The sequence below is a fragment of the Crenobacter cavernae genome, assembly GCF_003355495.1.
GTDB classification, from domain to species: Bacteria; Pseudomonadota; Gammaproteobacteria; order Burkholderiales; family Chromobacteriaceae; genus Crenobacter; species Crenobacter cavernae.
Genome location: NZ_CP031337.1, coordinates 2,808,073 through 2,823,109, shown reverse-complemented (window position 1 = coordinate 2,823,109; position 15,037 = coordinate 2,808,073). Strand labels below are relative to the sequence as shown.

At 62.3% G+C, this 15,037-nt stretch carries 12 protein-coding genes; 9 read left to right on the top strand and 3 right to left on the bottom strand.

Going from position 1 to position 15,037, the window contains the following annotated elements:
• Positions 1 to 86 precede the first annotated feature (86 nt).
• The 4 genes from DWG20_RS13730 (at position 87) to DWG20_RS16025 (ending at position 6,356) form a co-directional block, all read left to right on the top strand.
• Positions 87 to 917, top strand: coding sequence for an SDR family oxidoreductase (locus DWG20_RS13730; RefSeq protein WP_115434331.1), 831 nt, complete (start codon positions 87 to 89; stop codon positions 915 to 917).
• Between the two features lie 100 nt (positions 918 to 1,017).
• Complete coding sequence (locus DWG20_RS13725) at positions 1,018 to 1,758, top strand: Mut7-C RNAse domain-containing protein (RefSeq protein ID WP_115434330.1); 741 nt, start codon at positions 1,018 to 1,020, stop codon at positions 1,756 to 1,758.
• 114 nt (positions 1,759 to 1,872) lie between these two features.
• The gene (locus DWG20_RS13720) at positions 1,873 to 4,686 is read left to right on the top strand and encodes a valine--tRNA ligase (RefSeq protein WP_115434329.1); all 2,814 of its coding nucleotides are present in this window, start codon (positions 1,873 to 1,875) and stop codon (positions 4,684 to 4,686) included.
• A 227-nt stretch (positions 4,687 to 4,913) separates the two neighbouring features.
• Entirely contained in the window at positions 4,914 to 6,356 is a 1,443-nt protein-coding gene (locus DWG20_RS16025; protein WP_147289967.1) for a PIN-like domain-containing protein, read from the top strand.
• A gap of 954 nt (positions 6,357 to 7,310) precedes the next feature.
• Here the strand turns inward: DWG20_RS16025 and DWG20_RS13715 are convergent.
• Entirely contained in the window at positions 7,311 to 8,045 is a 735-nt protein-coding gene (locus DWG20_RS13715) for a peptidylprolyl isomerase (protein WP_115434328.1), read from the bottom strand.
• Positions 8,046 to 8,387: 342 nt separating this feature from the next.
• Between DWG20_RS13715 and DWG20_RS13710 the strand changes: the two genes are divergently transcribed.
• Complete coding sequence (locus DWG20_RS13710) at positions 8,388 to 9,419, top strand: nuclease-related domain-containing protein (RefSeq protein ID WP_115434327.1); 1,032 nt, start codon at positions 8,388 to 8,390, stop codon at positions 9,417 to 9,419.
• 86 nt (positions 9,420 to 9,505) lie between these two features.
• Complete coding sequence (gene arfB / locus DWG20_RS13705; protein WP_115434326.1) at positions 9,506 to 9,916, top strand: alternative ribosome rescue aminoacyl-tRNA hydrolase ArfB; 411 nt, start codon at positions 9,506 to 9,508, stop codon at positions 9,914 to 9,916.
• 171 nt (positions 9,917 to 10,087) lie between these two features.
• On the opposite strand, the gene DWG20_RS13700 is transcribed toward arfB, so the two are convergent.
• The gene (locus DWG20_RS13700) at positions 10,088 to 10,288 is read right to left on the bottom strand and encodes a hypothetical protein (RefSeq protein ID WP_115434325.1); all 201 of its coding nucleotides are present in this window, start codon (positions 10,286 to 10,288) and stop codon (positions 10,088 to 10,090) included.
• A 478-nt stretch (positions 10,289 to 10,766) separates the two neighbouring features.
• Between DWG20_RS13700 and DWG20_RS13695 the strand changes: the two genes are divergently transcribed.
• On the top strand, positions 10,767 to 11,909 hold the full coding sequence (locus DWG20_RS13695; RefSeq protein ID WP_115434324.1) for a patatin-like phospholipase family protein: 1,143 nt from the start codon (positions 10,767 to 10,769) through the stop codon (positions 11,907 to 11,909).
• 46 nt (positions 11,910 to 11,955) lie between these two features.
• Here the strand turns inward: DWG20_RS13695 and DWG20_RS13690 are convergent, their stop codons facing one another.
• The gene (locus tag DWG20_RS13690) at positions 11,956 to 13,227 is read right to left on the bottom strand and encodes a DUF3422 family protein (RefSeq protein WP_115434323.1); all 1,272 of its coding nucleotides are present in this window, start codon (positions 13,225 to 13,227) and stop codon (positions 11,956 to 11,958) included.
• A gap of 569 nt (positions 13,228 to 13,796) precedes the next feature.
• Here DWG20_RS13690 and DWG20_RS13685 point away from each other — a divergent pair.
• Together DWG20_RS13685 and DWG20_RS13680 are read left to right on the top strand one after the other, a co-directional pair.
• Positions 13,797 to 14,000 carry a cold-shock protein gene (locus DWG20_RS13685; protein WP_115434322.1) on the top strand — a complete coding sequence of 68 codons (204 nt, stop codon included), beginning with the start codon at positions 13,797 to 13,799 and terminating at the stop codon, positions 13,998 to 14,000.
• Between the two features lie 248 nt (positions 14,001 to 14,248).
• A complete protein-coding gene (locus DWG20_RS13680; RefSeq protein ID WP_115434321.1) occupies positions 14,249 to 14,929 on the top strand; it encodes a Pr6Pr family membrane protein in 681 nt (226 codons plus the stop codon).
• Positions 14,930 to 15,037 lie beyond the last annotated feature (108 nt).

The window sequence follows — 15,037 nt, the reverse complement described above, 5'->3', positions numbered from 1 at the left end:
ACATCTCCTTAGAACGGTTGGGAACGGATTCGTCGGAATAACGAAGCCAGCCATTATGACGTAACAGAATGTAACCGGGTTCAACAATGAAAGAAAAAACCATCCTGATCACCGGCTGCTCGAGCGGCATCGGCCTTGCCACCGCCGAAGGCCTGAAGGCCGACGGCTGGCGCGTGTTCGCCAGCGCGCGTCGGCCCGAAGACGTGCAGAAGTTGGCCGAGGCCGGTTTCGACGCGGTGCGGCTCGACGTCGACGACAGCGTCAGCATCGCCGAAGCGCTCGACACCGTGCTGAAAGCGACCGGCGGCAGACTCGACGCGCTGTTCAACAACGCCGGCTACGGCCAGCCCGGCGCCGCCGAAGACCTGCCGCGCGCCGCCTTGCGCGCGCAGTTCGAAACCAACCTGTTCGGCGCGTGGGAACTGACGCAGAAGGTGCTGCCGGTGATGCGCGCGCAGGGCCACGGCCGCATCCTGTTCAACAGCTCCGTGCTCGGCTTCGCCGCGATGAAGTGGCGCGGCGCGTACAACGCGAGCAAGTACGCGATGGAAGGCCTGTGCGACACGCTGCGGCTCGAACTGTCCGGCAGCGGCATCCACGTGTCGCTGATCGAGCCGGGGCCGATCGAGAGCCGCTTCCGCACGAACGCGCTCGCCAAGTTCCTCGAGTATGTCGACATCGACGCCAGCGTGCACCGCGACAGCTACCAGAAACAGCTCGCCCGTCTGAAGAAGGAGGGCCACGCCGCGCCGTTCACGCTGCCGGCCTCGGCGGTGTGCGACGCCGCACGCCGCGCCCTCAAGGCCCGCATGCCGGCCGCGCGCTACCGCGTGACCACGCCGACCAAGGTGTTCTGGTACCTCAAGCGCCTGCTGCCGACGCGCTGGCTCGACGGCCTGCTCGGCCGCGCCGCGTAAGCCTGGTTCTCAAGGTCGGCCGAGCTATTTCCTCGTGACGCTTCGCTTGCCTCGCTCGGGCTCGGCCAACCTTTCCCGTCCGCGGTGCGATACTGCGCGTATGGCCACCGTCACCTTCCGCTTCTACGAAGAACTGAACGACTTCCTGCCGTCGTCGCGGCGCAAGACGGCGTTCTGCTACGCATGCGCGCCCGGCGAGACCGTCAAGCACGCGATCGAGGCGCTCGGCGTGCCGCACACCGAGGTCGAGCTGATCCTGGTCGACGGCGAGTCGGTGGGTTTCGACCGGATCTTGACCGAAGGGGATCGTATCGCGGTCTACCCGGTGTTCGAAGTGTTCGACGTCGCGCCGCTGTTGCGGCTGCGCGAAAGCCCGCTGCGCGTGACGCGTTTCGTCGCCGACGCGCACCTTGGCGCGCTGGCGGCCAAACTGCGCATGGCGGGTTTCGACACGCTGTATGACAACCATTTCGACGACGACGAGATCGAGGCGCTCGCCGTCGCCGAGCGTCGCATCGTGCTCAGCCGCGACCGCGAGCTGCTCAAGCGGCGCGCGATCACGCACGGCTGCTACGTCCACGCGCAAAAGCCGGCCGAACAGCTGCGCGAGATCTTCACGCGGCTCGACCTTTTCGCCAGCGCGCGGCCGTTCAGCCTGTGCATGGCGTGCAACGCGCCGCTGCGCGAGATCGCCAAGGGGGACATCGAAACGCGCGTGCCGTCGGACGTGTTCGCCGGCCACGCGCGTTTCGTCACCTGCGACGTGTGCCGGCGCGTGTACTGGGAAGGCTCGCACTGGCGGCGCATGCGCGCCTTGCTCGACGAGCTGGCGAGCCGTTGACGACGGGGACCGCGTTCCGCGCCGCCGGGTTCCGCCCGCATCCGGACGCGCGCGGCGCTAGCGTATATAATTGGCCCATTTTTCCCCGAAATTAGCCCCTTTCCACGAGCGCATATGGAACTTGCCAAGAGCTTTGAGCCGGGCGACATCGAACGTCGCTGGTACGACCAATGGGAACAAGCCGGCTACTTCAAGCCGAGCATGGACACCACCCAGCCTTCCTTCGCCATCCAGCTGCCGCCGCCGAACGTGACCGGCACGCTGCACATGGGCCACGCGTTCAACCAGACCATCATGGACGGCCTGACGCGCTACTACCGGATGAAGGGCGACAACACCGTCTGGATCCCCGGCACCGACCACGCCGGCATCGCGACGCAGATCGTCGTCGAGCGCCAGCTGGCCGAGAAGGGCGTCAACCGCCACGACCTCGGTCGCGACGCCTTCATCGACAAGGTGTGGGAGTGGAAGGACGTGTCCGGCGGCACCATCACCAGCCAGATGCGCCGCGTCGGCTGCTCGGTCGACTGGAGCCGCGAATACTTCACGATGGACGACACGCGCGCCGAAGTGGTCAGCGAAGTGTTCGTGCGCTTGTACCAGCAGGGCCTGATCTACCGCGGCAAGCGCCTGGTGAACTGGGACCCGAAACTCGGTACCGCCGTGTCCGACCTCGAAGTCGAGTCGGTCGAAGAAGACGGCAAGATGTGGCACATCCGCTACCCGGTCGTCGATAGCGACGAGTCGGTCGTCGTCGCCACCACGCGTCCGGAAACGCTGCTCGGCGACGTCGCCGTCGCGGTAAATCCAACGGATGAACGCTACCAGCACCTCGTCGGCAAGCTGCTCGAACTGCCGCTGACCGGCCGCCAGATCCCGGTGATCGCCGACGACTACGTCGACGCCGCCTTCGGCACCGGCTGCGTGAAGATCACGCCGGCGCACGACTTCAACGACTACCAGGTCGGCAAGCGTCACGACACCGACCTGATCAACGTGATGGCGCTCGACGCGACCCTCCTGTCGCGCGCCCAGGTGTTCGCGTTCGACGGCGCAGCGAAGGGCACGATCGAGCTGCCGGCCGCCTACGCCGGCAAGTCGACCGCCGACGCTCGCAAGGCCGTCGTCGCCGACCTCGACGCGCAAGGCTTCCTCGTAGAAGTCAAGCCGCACAAGCTGATGGTGCCGCGCGGCGACCGCACCGGCTCGGTGATCGAGCCGATGCTGACCGACCAGTGGTTCGTCGCGATGAGCAAGGTCGCCGACGGCGACGAGACCGGCAAGTCGATCACGCAGAAGGCGATCGACGCGGTCGAGTCGGGCGAAGTGCGCTTCATCCCGGAAAACTGGGTCAACACCTACAACCAGTGGATGAACAACATCCAGGACTGGTGCATCAGCCGCCAGCTGTGGTGGGGCCACCAGATCCCGGCGTGGTACGACGAGGACGGCAAGGTCTACGTCGGCCGTACGCTCGAAGAAGTGCAGGCGCAGGCGCCGGGCAAGACGCTGCGCCGCGACGACGACGTGCTCGACACCTGGTTCAGCTCGGCGCTGGTGCCGTTCAGCACGCTGGGCTGGCCGAACGACACGCCGGAACTCAAGGCCTTCGTGCCGTCGCAGGTTCTGGTCACCGGCTACGAGATCATCTTCTTCTGGGTCGCCCGGATGATCATGATGACCACCCATTTCATGGGTAAGGTCCCGTTCAAGGACGTCTACATCCACGGCATCGTGCGCGACCACGAAGGCAAGAAGATGTCGAAGTCCGAGGGCAACGTGATCGACCCGGTCGACCTGATCGACGGCATCGACCTCGAACGCCTAGTCGAGAAGCGCACCACCGGCCTGCGCCGCCCGGAAAAGGCGCCGCAGATCGCCAAGGCCACCGAGAAGCTGTTCCCGGACGGCATCCCGCCGTTCGGTACGGATGCTTTGAGATTCACCATGGCCAGCTACGCGTCGCTCGGCCGATCGGTCAACTTCGACTTCAAGCGCGCCGAAGGCTACCGCAACTTCTGCAACAAGCTGTGGAACGCGACCCGCTTCGTGATGATGAACGTCGAGGGCAAGGACTGCGGCCAGGACGAATCGCTGCCGCTCGAGTATTCGTTCGTCGACCGCTGGATCATCGGCCGCCTGCAGGAAGTCGAAGCCAGCGTCACCGAGGCGCTCGACACCTACCGCTTCGACCTCGCGTCGCAGCTGATCTACGAATTCGTCTGGAACGAATACTGCGACTGGTACGTGGAACTGGCGAAGGTGCAGCTGCAAGGCGGCAACGAAGCCCAGCAGCGCGCCACCCGCCGCACCATCGTGCGCGTGCTCGAAGTCGCCTTGCGCCTGATCCACCCGATCATGCCGTTCATCACCGAAGAGCTGTGGCAGACCGTCGCGCCGCTGGCGAACGCGAAGAAGACCGACTCGGTCATGGTCGCCGCCTGGCCGGTGGCCGCGCCCGAGAAGATCGACGCCCAAGCCAACGCGCGCATGGAAGCGTTCAAGGACATGGTCAACGCGGTGCGCAACCTGCGCGGCGAAATGGGCCTCGGCCCGGCGGTGAAGGCGCCGCTGTTCGTCGAGGGCTCGGCCAACCTTGAAGTGTTCCTGCCGTATCTGAAGCTCTTGGCCCGCCTGTCTGACGCGACCATCGTCGAGAAACTGCCGGAAGACGACTCGCCGGTCGCCATCAGCGGCGAAGCGCGCATGATGCTCAAGGTCGAGATCGACAAGGCTGCCGAAACCGCGCGCCTGACGAAAGAGATCGGCAAGGTCGAAGGCGACCTGACCAAGTTGACGGCGAAGTTGGAGAAGCCGGGCTACGTCGACAAGGCGCCGGCGCACCTGGTCGAGCGCGATAAGGCGCAGTTGGCCGAGCTGTCCGATAAGCTGGAGAAGCTGAAGGGGCAACTCGCCAAGCTTGCCTGATCCAAGCGATAGGCAAACGAAAGGCCGCCAGGAATGGCGGCCTTTTTTGTTGGGCGCGAAGTGCCAACGAGCGACGTGTTTGCGATATGATTATTGAATTTCATTTGTCGTAAAGTCTTGAGACGTGGGGGTGTCCGCATGCAGCCAGGCGTCGTGACGCAAAATATTACGTCTTTTAGGACGTCTAATTGTAGTTAGAAATTATAGAGATACCATGAAGAAATCATTTGCTGGTTATTACCCCCCCAACAAAAGAAGAATACAAACGCTTATGGGATGGCGCTCTAATTGTCCTTGATGCAAATGTTTTACTAAATCTTTATAGGCTTCCATCTTCAGCAAGGAAAGACTTCTTAAGCGTATTGGAACTATTAAAAGATAGATTCTGGATACCCCATCAAGTAGCTCTTGAATTTCAAAGAAATCGCTTAACCGTTATTTCGGCAGAGAGAAAATCAACAGACGAAGCACTCACATATGCGTCCGGACTAGTTAACGAGATCAGGAAAAGAGTTGACGGGCTTCAAATAGATAAGCGCGGATTAGAAATAAATTCTGATTCGCTCATAACAGAGCTTGATAAGGCAAGCGGCCAGCTAGTGGCTGCCATTAAAGCAGCCCATGAACAACAACTTGGTATCTCAGCTGCAGATCCTATCCGAGAAAAGGTGGACAACCTTTTTAGTTCTCGCGTTGGAACCGGCCCAGCATCACAAGCGGAACTAGATGCTCTAGTTGAAAATGGAGAGGAGCGATTCAAAGATAAAATTCCTCCCGGCTTCATGGACGCCGATAAAGATAAAAACCCAAATGAAGCAACATTTATTTTTGACAAAATCAAATATCAGAGAAAATTTGGAGACCTTATTTTGTGGCGGCAGCTTATAAACCACGCCAAGGCCAACAACATAAAAGAAATTGTTCTAATAACCGCTGACAGAAAAGACGATTGGTGGTGGAGAGAGCAAGGACGGACGATTGGCCCTCACCCCGAACTAATTAGAGAAATAATAAAAGATGGCGGAGTAGAGCTATTCTGGATGTACTCATCAGATCAATTCGTCGAACACGCTAATGAATATTTGAAAGCCACGGTATCTACTGAATCAGTAGCAGAAATAAAACACGTTTCCCTATCCAGCCAAACAGAAACAAGCGCTCCAAATTTTATGCATTACTCAACCGAGAACACTCAAATACTTGACCGCCAAACTAGAATGTATGCAGATGATCGCTACGAAATTCGATATGTCGAGGAGTGCGTAGGGGAATGGATATCAACAAATATTGGGCCTCCTGAATACAATTCAAGAGGATTTCCGGATTATTTGGTTAACACCTCTCGCGGCCTTCATGGCTATGAAGTTAAATATCTCCGAAATTTTGAGAGAATGATAGTTTCACCAAGCGTCATAAATAGCATGTTGCGCGGTTACATGGAGAAAAATGAAGGAAGGATTTATTTATTTACTCTTGTAATTGCAATATCAGAAGAAAGTTTCTTTGAGATTGCAGAATCCGGAAAGATGTCAATCCTAAGTGGTCGTTTAGCACGGTTGCTAGGAAAATATCCCATCGATTCCATACTTATAGGCGGCGTTATTGACGGAAAATTTGAAATATTTCTAGAACAGTCCGATCCGATTTCTGAAGACGAAAGACTTTTCTAACAAGTCATTCAAGGCCGACGCCTTCGGCGCGGCCTTAATTCGTTAGGGTTCAAAAGCATTGGCACGTAAAGGTTGGCCGAGCTTGTTTTGATGATGGGGTCGGCCAACCTTTTGTCACGCAAGTGGTTGTGCCTGAATTGCCGGTTCCGCCCGGCGGACGGGTTACTTTCTTTTGCCTGGCCAAAAGAAAGTAACCAAAGAAAAGGCCACCCCGCTTGCCCGGCCTTCGGCTTCCCTCGCGGGTGAGTCCGTGACCGAGGCGCCGCCGGAACTCGCGATTCGCTAACGTCGAATCGCTCAAACAGCCGGCGGCTTAAAACCTCGGCCACGGCCACCCGCTCGGCGGGCAAAGGGGAAACGGGCGGCGGTGGTTTGCGAAGTAAGTTGGGGAATGAAAAGGTTGGCCGAGCTTTCTGAAACGGAGGCTCGGCCAACCTTTTTTGTGTCGGACGTGATTAATGGGGGGGCTGCGTGCGTTCGATTTTCGTGACGTGACGCCGGCAGCTCGCGTGCTACCGCAAGGTTGGCCGAGCCTAGTGGTTTGGAAAGCTCGGCCAACCTTGAAGTCAATTCAACGGTATATTCTGCCCCTGCGCGACCTGTCCCCGTTCGCCCCGCGCCGCCACAAAAGCCCCCGCCAAGGTTTTAAGCCGCCGTCTGTCTGAGTCGTTCGACGGTAGCGAACGGCGAGTTCGGCGGCGCCTTGGCGGGGGCTTTTGTGGCGGGGTTTCGCGGGGTGTCGGGGTCGTTGGGGGATGAAAGGGGGGCTGTCGATACAGCCCCCTTTCCCGTCCGCCGGGCGGAACCGGCAATCGTCGCAAACCACCAGCGCGGGCCATGAGCCCAAGAGGTTGGCCGAGCCATGAAACATGGACCTCGGCCAACCTCCACTCCAGCCAATAAAAAAAACCGGACACAAGGCCCGGTTTTTTTTCGTGCATGCCGCAAGCAGGATTACAGCCCCGGCATCGCATAGCCTTCGATCTTGGCCGCGTCGACCAGCTTCGACAGGTACTCGTGCATCGCCTGACGGCTGGCCATCTGGTTCAGGTACTGCTGCAGGCGGTCCTTGATCTCTTCGAACGCGACCTGGCCGCCGTCCTGGCGGTCGTTCACCTGGATGATGTGGTAGCCGAACTGGGTCTCGACCAGCTGCGGGGCGATCTGGCCCGCTTCGGTGCCGAACACCGCCTGTTCGAACGCCGGCACCATCTGGCCGCGGCCGAACTGGCCGAGGTCGCCGCCCTGCTTGCCGGACGGGCAGGTCGAGTGCTCGCGCGCGAGGTCGGCGAAGCGGGCCGGGTCGGCCTGCGCTTCGACCAGCACGCCTTCGGCCTTCGCCTTGGCGAGCATGGCGGCCAGCTCGTCGCCGCTGCCGAGCGGGAACAGGATGTGGCTGGCGACGGCGCTGTCGCCCTGGCTGAACTGTTCCGGGTTGGCGTCGTAGAAGGCGCGGGCCGCGGCTTCGTCGACCGGGGTGAACTGCAGCTCCTTGTCGAGCAGCTCGCCGACGGCCTGGCCTTCGTTGCTGGTGTCGAGGCCGCTTTCCTTGGCTTTTTGCAGCAGCAGCTGGTGCAGCACCAGTTGCTGCACGGCGGCGTCGCGCGGGCTCGGGGTATCGGCGTGATTGTCCATTTCGGCTTGCACTTGAGCTTCGGTGATTTCGACGCCGTTGACGGTAATGGCCATGAATGAGGGCTTTCTTTCGGGTAGAGGGAGTCGCCGCCTGGTGCGTGCGAACGCTGGTTTTCGCTATATGGGAGCGATCATCGCAATCTCAATGCCCGGCGTGACGGGCCGGCGCAGGTCGCGTAGGACGCCATTTTCAGGGCCGGGAGCCGTGTTCGTCTACCCGGTCTGGTGGGGCGCGATGCGGGCGCGGTTGAAGGGCTTCATCGACCGGGGGTCCTGCCCGGGCTCCATCGAATTGCCGGGCCAACCCCTATGCTCATGTCGTTGCTCCGTCATGCCCCGGCCGCTAGAATCCCCGGCCAGTTACATGTCATGTTTGATGGGCAAATTCGGGTGTAGATGATGATTTTGAAAGAGAAAGCGTTTGCCGAGGCGAAAGACAAGTTTCAGGCGGCCGGCGACGCGGCAGAAAAGGAGCTGGCGTTCTATCTGAAGCGCTACTTCGCCGACGACTCCGAGGTGTTCGTGTTGAACGATATCCGCATAGCCTTCAACGACGACGCGGCGCAGATGGATCACCTGATCATCCATTCGGCCGGGATGACCATCGTCGAAACCAAGAGCGTCGCCGGCAAGATCCAGCTGCGCCAGGACGGGCAGTGGTTGCGCTGGTACGGTGACAAGTCGTCGGGCATGGCCTCGCCCTTGATCCAGGCGAAACTGCAGGCCGACTTCCTGCGCAAATTCCTGCGCGCCAATACCCGCCAGCCGGAAATCATCGACAAGCTGAATCTCGATTATCTGGTGGCGATTTCGTCGCAGGGCGTGTTCATCCCGCCGAAGGAAAACCCGCCCGCCGAAGTGTGCAAGACCGACATGGTCGGCGAGAAGATCCAGGCCAGAGCCAACGGGGAAGTGGTCTTTCCGACGGCGTTCCGCAAGGTGCTGGGCGAGTTTCTGTGCCGTAGCCATACGCCGCGCAAGGCCGTGACGCCGGAGCCGGCTGCCTCCGCGCCGATCGAGCCGGCATCGGTGGCGCGCGAGCCGCAGGCGGACTACGTGGTGGTGCCGGAGGCAACGCAACGGCTGGTGCGAAGCCGTCCGGCGCATCTGGGCTATATCGGCGAGCGCCTGAGAAGCACCGGCTTGCTGCGCAGCCTGATCGGCGCCGACGAACCGCGCAAGGTCTACGCCACCTATTGCCGCAAATGCGACTCGCAGAATCTGGAGTTCCGTTACGGCAAGTTCGGCTATTTTCTGCGATGCCTCGATTGCAGCGAGAACACGTCCCTCAAGCCCGATTGCCGCCAGTGCGGACGGCAGACCAAGCTGCGCAAGGATGGTCAGCTGCTGTTCGTCGAATGCGCCTCGTGCAAGCTGTCCGAGGTGCTGCATCGCAACGACCGGCCGATACCGGAGTTGAAGGGCTGAAGGCGCCGTTTGCCGGGCTTTGGTCGTCGCGACCGGCGCAAGGCGCTATCGTTGTAGAATATCGGCCCTGTTATCAAGGATTTGCCATGTCAGCCCCATCCTTTTTAGTTCGCGACGACGAGGTCGAGATGAGTGCCATCCGCGCGCAAGGGGCCGGCGGGCAGAACGTCAACAAGGTGTCGTCGGCGATCCATCTGCGCTTCGACGTGAAGGCCTCGTCGCTGCCGGACTTCGTCAAGGAGCGGCTGCTGCGGTCGGGCGACCAGCGGGTGAGCAAGGACGGCGTGGTGGTGATCAAGGCGCAGCAATACCGCACGCAGGAGCTGAACCGTGCCGACGCGCTGCTGCGCCTGCAGGCGCTGATCGACGGCGCCAGCCACACGCCCAAGGCGCGCAGGGCCACCAAGCCGACGTTCGGGTCCAGGCAGCGCCGCCTGGCGGGCAAGGCGAACCGCAGCGGGATCAAGGCGCTGCGCGGCAAGGTGGACCCCCACTAGCGTTTTCCCGGCGACGTTCGCCCGCGCGGTATCCCTCCGGCTTACATCCGTGGGCGAAAAGCAAAAGCCTGGCCGAGCCTGTAACAGGGCTCGGCCAGGCTTTTGCTGCACATGCCGTCTAGGGTGTCTTGGCTTCGGTCACCGCTGCGATCGCGCCGCCAGCTGCGGCGATCAGTCGTGCATCGCTGCGGCCGCCGCCTGTTCGGGCGTCAGGCCTTCGTAGAACTGGTCGGTGAACCATTCGGCCTGTTCTTCGATGTGCTGCTGCGCGTCCTTGCGCGGCGCGCCGCGGGCGACCATCGCGGCTTCCACCTCTTCGCACCATTGCAAGAGGGCAAGGGTTTCCGGGTCCAGTTTCTTGTCTTGTGCCATGGTCGATGCCCTTTCTTTGGCTGGTGTTGACTCGCACGGCCATTCGGCGACGGGCGTCGAGACCGTCCAAGGCCTGGCCGGCGGCCCGTACTGTAGCAGAGAAAAACGCGGCCCACCGTTATTGCGGGGTGCCGCTCACTTAGGAGGGCGTTTCCCATTGGCCCCACGTAAAGACACGAACGACCCTGACGGAATTTCGTGTCTTGCGCAGGGTGTGCGCAGGAAAGCATCTCGTCCAGGCAGAAAAAAGCCGTTTGTCGGTCGAGGGACACGGCTTGCTTCGGCGAGCTTGCCGCCATGCCGAGTGAACCCCCGCCCTTCCTGCCGGCGACGTCACGCATTTTCAAGCGGCCGTTTCACAATTAATTCAAAGAGTTGACGCGGCCGATGGCTATGCTGTTTGATTGGTTCGCCCGGTTGGCATGATCGTCAGGCGGCGATTTCGTCCATGAAGCGTTTGACCACGAAAGGAAGCACGATGGCAGAACGGCAGAAGAGCGGTGCGGGTGACAAGAAGGCAGAGGGTAAGCCCAAGGTGGCGCTGGTGTTGCAGGGCGGCGGCGCGCTCGGGGCCTACCATATCGGCGCCTACGAGGCGATGGAGCAGGCGGGCTTTCAGCCCGACTGGGTGGCCGGTATCTCGATCGGCGCGATCAACGCGGCGGTGATCGCCAGCAATCCGCCGGATAAACGCCTGACGCAGCTGGAGCGCCTGTGGGACGACATCTCCCGTCCGGACGAGTCGGGCACGCTGCTTTCCGGCCCGCTGTTGCGCTGGTACAACCAGTTCAACGTGGCCGAGGCCATGGTGCTCGGCCAACCCAACTTCTGGTCGCCGCGGCTGCCGAGCCCGCTCTTGGTGCAAAGCGCGCCGCCGGACAAGACCAGCTTCTACGACACCACGCCGATGCTGGGCACGCTGCGAGACGTGGCGGATTTCGACCGCCTCAACGAGGGCAAGAGCGCGCGCCTGAGCCTGGGCGCGACGCGCGTCGACACCGGCGAGCTGGTCTTTTTCGATTCGGCGCGCCAGGCGCTCGGGCCGCGCCACGTGCTCGCCAGCGGCTCGCTGCCGCCAGGCTTTCCGGCCACCGAGGTCGACGGGCATTACTACTGGGACGGCGGCTGCGTGTCGAACACGCCGCTCAACGCGATCCTCGACGACGAGGACGACAGCGACCTGCTGGTGTTCATGATCGATCTGTGGAGCGCTAAGGGCAGCCTGCCGTCGACGATGGACGAGGTGGCGTGGCGCCAGAAGCAGATCCAGTACGCCAGCCGCAGTAGCCAGGTCGAAGCCTTGTGCGCGCAGCATAATTTGCGCGCGGCGCTGGCCGCGTCGCCGGACACCGAGGCCGTCGGCGAGGGCGCGGCGTTGAGGGTGAAGCAGCGCCGCGTCGACATCGTGCACATCACCTACCAGCCGACTGCCGACCAGAGCTCGTTCAGCGATGCCGAGTTTTCGCGCTCGTCGATCGCCAAGCGCCGCGACGCCGGTTTCCAGGACATGCGGCATGCGTTGCAGCAGGCGCCGTGGACGCGCAGCGAAGGGCAGGGCGCCGCCAAAGCGGTGCTGCACAAGGTGCGCGGCGGCGAGGTGAGCAGCCACGTGCCGCGTTGATCGGGTGAATGGGCCGGCCCGAGGGACTCCCTCCGGCCGGCCTTTTTCAATGCTTGCCCTCTACCGCGAAGTTCTTGTGCAGCCGCCGCACGCCGAAATACACGCACAGCACCACCGGCACGATCAAGAGCCCCTGTCCGACCTCGGGGCTGACCGGCAGGCCTGCCTGCTTGAGCGCCTTGAGCGCGACCGCCAACAGGCTCAGCACGTAGTAGGAAATCGCCGCGACCGACAGTCCTTCCACCGCGTGCTGCATCTGCAGCTGGGTGCGCGCGGTGCGGTTCATCCCCTGCAACAGCGCGTTGGTCTGCCGTTCCTGCGCGAGGTTGACGCGAGTGCGCAACAGGTCGATCGCGCGGGCGACCAGCGTGGCGAGCTGTTCTTGGCGCGCCTGCACCGAGCGGCAGGTGTTGATCGCGGGCGACAGGCGGCGCTCCATGAATTCGCCGATGGTCGGCACGCCTTCTATGCGCTCTTCGCGCAGTTCGGTGATGCGCGCGGTCAAGAGCTGGTCGTAGGCGCGCGACGCGCTGAAGCGCGTGCTGTGCGCGCTCAGCGCCTGCGCATGCGCGGCCAGCCGGGTCAGTTGCTGCAACAGTGCCGGGTCCTCGCTGCCGCCGGCGTTGGCGTCCATCCTTTCCATGATGGCGGACAGTTCGGCCTCCAGGCGGCCTAAGGTGCCCGCCATCTCGCGCGCCAGCGGCAGCGCCAACAGCGCCATCATCCGGTAGGTCTCGATTTCGTATAGCCGCTGCAGCAGGCGGCCGACCTGCGCCTCGCGAAAGTCGAGGTCGAGCACCAGGAAGCGCGAGAAGCCGTCGGGCGCGATATGCCAGTCGCACCACACCTCGCCGCCGGCCAGCACGCGGCTGCCGACCAGCACCGGGCCGGAGAACCACTGCCTGAGCGACGCGCGCGCCCGTTCGGCTGCGCCGCGCTGGATGACTTCGGCGTGCAGCGCGACCAGCCGCGTGCCCTTCAGCTGCGACAGCCATCCGGCCGGCACGCGGCTGATCGCGGTGTCGGAGAACGGCTCGCCGCGGGTGTCCTCGAGCACGAAGGTGAAGGTCGAGAACTCGATGTGGCGCTCCCACTTGAGCAGCAGGCCGTCGTGGCGGTGGGTGAAATGGTTGGCCGAGGCCGGAGGGGGCGTGGTGCCCAGCGCCGCGCACAGGGCGGCGAGCAGGCGGTGGTGGATGTCTGGCTGTTCGTCGGTGTAGATCGCCAGGTGAGACAGGCGGGCCGAGCCCTCCAGGCGAAGAAAGGGGCGGGCGTGTACTTCGCTGGCCAAGGTGTCCCTCAGCGGATGGTCCAACACGTTGCAAGCTCCAGTAGTCGGTAAGGGGGCGTCCGGCGCGGGGCGGTCGTGTCCCGGCATCGCCGGCGACGGTCACTATCGGCCATGCCGCCCGGGCGGGCGATAGGGGAAGTCCATTGTCTTGCGGGTAATCCCGGTGCGGCTTGCGGCCGGGCCGGCGGGAGGTGGACCCCTTGGCGGCGAAGTTGCCGGGCTGAACCGTAGCGATGCTGCTCGCACCCTCTCGGATGGCGTTCGCGGGACGGTGGCCGGCTAGGTCTGGGTTGGCCGAGCCTCGCGGCAGGCTCGGTCCAATTTCTTGCTGCGGGCCCATGATGTCGCAGGGCCTTGTGTGACGGGCTTGTCCGGTTTGGATTCGTCGCCTAGAATGCGTCTTGCATAGGGTGTCGCGCAAAATAAATTTGCCCTGTGGGCCAATCTCCCGTATAACGTGTCTCGCAAGTTTTTCAAGTTGTGTGATCGTTGTCCACTTGTGGTTCCTCAGCGGTACTTCAGTTGTGCTACCCCCTCCTTGATTTACATGCGCCCCGAGCATTTGCTCATTTGTCCTAATTAGGGAGTTTTAGATTATGAAAACTGGTATCGTTAAGTGGTTCAACGACGCTAAAGGCTTTGGTTTCATCACCCCGGACGAAGGTGGTGACGACCTGTTCGCTCACTTCTCCGAAATCCGCGCCAACGGCTTCAAGACCCTGCAAGAAGGCCAGCGCGTGAGCTTCGAAGTGACCCAAGGCCAAAAAGGCCTGCAAGCTTCGAACATCCAGCCGCAGTAATTACCGGCTGAGTGTTTGACTGAAAAGCCCCGCATCGCGGGGCTTTTTGTATTTTGGCGGTGTCCCGTCCTGCCCCCCGCGACGCCTAGCCGAGAGAGCCGTCAAGCCCTGCTTTGGCTATGCTTTCAATAGCCGCCGACAACTGCTGTCACGTTTTGTTGTTACTTCCGGTCTTGGGACAGGGCTTTCGCTCGCCGCTGCTCTTCGCCCGAGCGTGGTTTCAAATCGTCTGCGCCGAGGGGCCAGTCATGAAAAACCATCAAACAAGACGCGCGTTCGAAGTCGCGCTGCTGACGGCGGGCTGGTTCGCGCTCGGCCTGCAGCTCTACCACGGCGTGGCGGCCGGGCTGGCGCAAGGCGTGCCGTGGCCGATATCGGTGTTCAACTTCTTCAGCTACTTCACTATCCTGACCAACCTGCTCTTGGCGGCCGGGCTGACGCTGCCGCTGCTGTTCCCCGATATGCGCTTCAGCCGCTTCCTCGGCCGGCCGGCGGCGCGTTCGGCGTCGCTGACCTATATCGCCATCGTCGGCCTGGTGTACGAGCTGCTGCTGCGCGAGCTGTGGCACCCGACCGGCCTGCAGTGGCTGGCCGACCTGATGCTGCACGATGCGATCCCGCTCGGCTACTTCGTCTACTGGGTGCTGTACGTGCCGCCGGCACGGCTGCGTTGGCACGACGCGCTGCGGTGGCTGGCCTACCCGGCCGCCTACCTCGGCTACACGCTGTTGCGCGGCACCTTCCTCGGGCACTACCCTTATCCCTTCCTGAATGTGCTGCACCTCGGCTACGAAGGCGTGCTGCTCAACTCGGCGTTTCTGGCGATGGCCTTCTTCGCGATGGGCTCGCTGGTGGTGGCGCTGGATGCGCGGCTGAAGGCGGCACGGACGGTGCGTTCCGACCCGCCGGGAGAAGGGGACGCCCGATGACACGTTGGCCGAGCCGCCGATGAGATTCGGCACAGCGCTCGGCCAAGCTTTGACATCGGGCCGGATCCGCGCGCCGGCGGCGTCTTTCGCATCGCGATTTGAGCCGCG

What these genes read in the sequence shown, in the direction of transcription:
- DWG20_RS13730 (WP_115434331.1), top strand. Translation starts at nt 87, where the DNA reads ATGAAAGAAAAAACCATCCTGATCACCGGCTGCTCGAGCGGCATCGGC.
- DWG20_RS13725 (WP_115434330.1), top strand. Translation starts at nt 1,018, where the DNA reads ATGGCCACCGTCACCTTCCGCTTCTACGAAGAACTGAACGACTTCCTG.
- DWG20_RS13720 (WP_115434329.1), top strand. Translation starts at nt 1,873, where the DNA reads ATGGAACTTGCCAAGAGCTTTGAGCCGGGCGACATCGAACGTCGCTGG.
- DWG20_RS13715 (WP_115434328.1), bottom strand. Translation starts at nt 8,045, where the DNA reads ATGGCCATTACCGTCAACGGCGTCGAAATCACCGAAGCTCAAGTGCAA.
- DWG20_RS13710 (WP_115434327.1), top strand. Translation starts at nt 8,388, where the DNA reads ATGATGATTTTGAAAGAGAAAGCGTTTGCCGAGGCGAAAGACAAGTTT.
- arfB (WP_115434326.1), top strand. Translation starts at nt 9,506, where the DNA reads ATGTCAGCCCCATCCTTTTTAGTTCGCGACGACGAGGTCGAGATGAGT.
- DWG20_RS13700 (WP_115434325.1), bottom strand. Translation starts at nt 10,288, where the DNA reads ATGGCACAAGACAAGAAACTGGACCCGGAAACCCTTGCCCTCTTGCAA.
- DWG20_RS13695 (WP_115434324.1), top strand. Translation starts at nt 10,767, where the DNA reads ATGGCAGAACGGCAGAAGAGCGGTGCGGGTGACAAGAAGGCAGAGGGT.
- DWG20_RS13685 (WP_115434322.1), top strand. Translation starts at nt 13,797, where the DNA reads ATGAAAACTGGTATCGTTAAGTGGTTCAACGACGCTAAAGGCTTTGGT.
- DWG20_RS13680 (WP_115434321.1), top strand. Translation starts at nt 14,249, where the DNA reads ATGAAAAACCATCAAACAAGACGCGCGTTCGAAGTCGCGCTGCTGACG.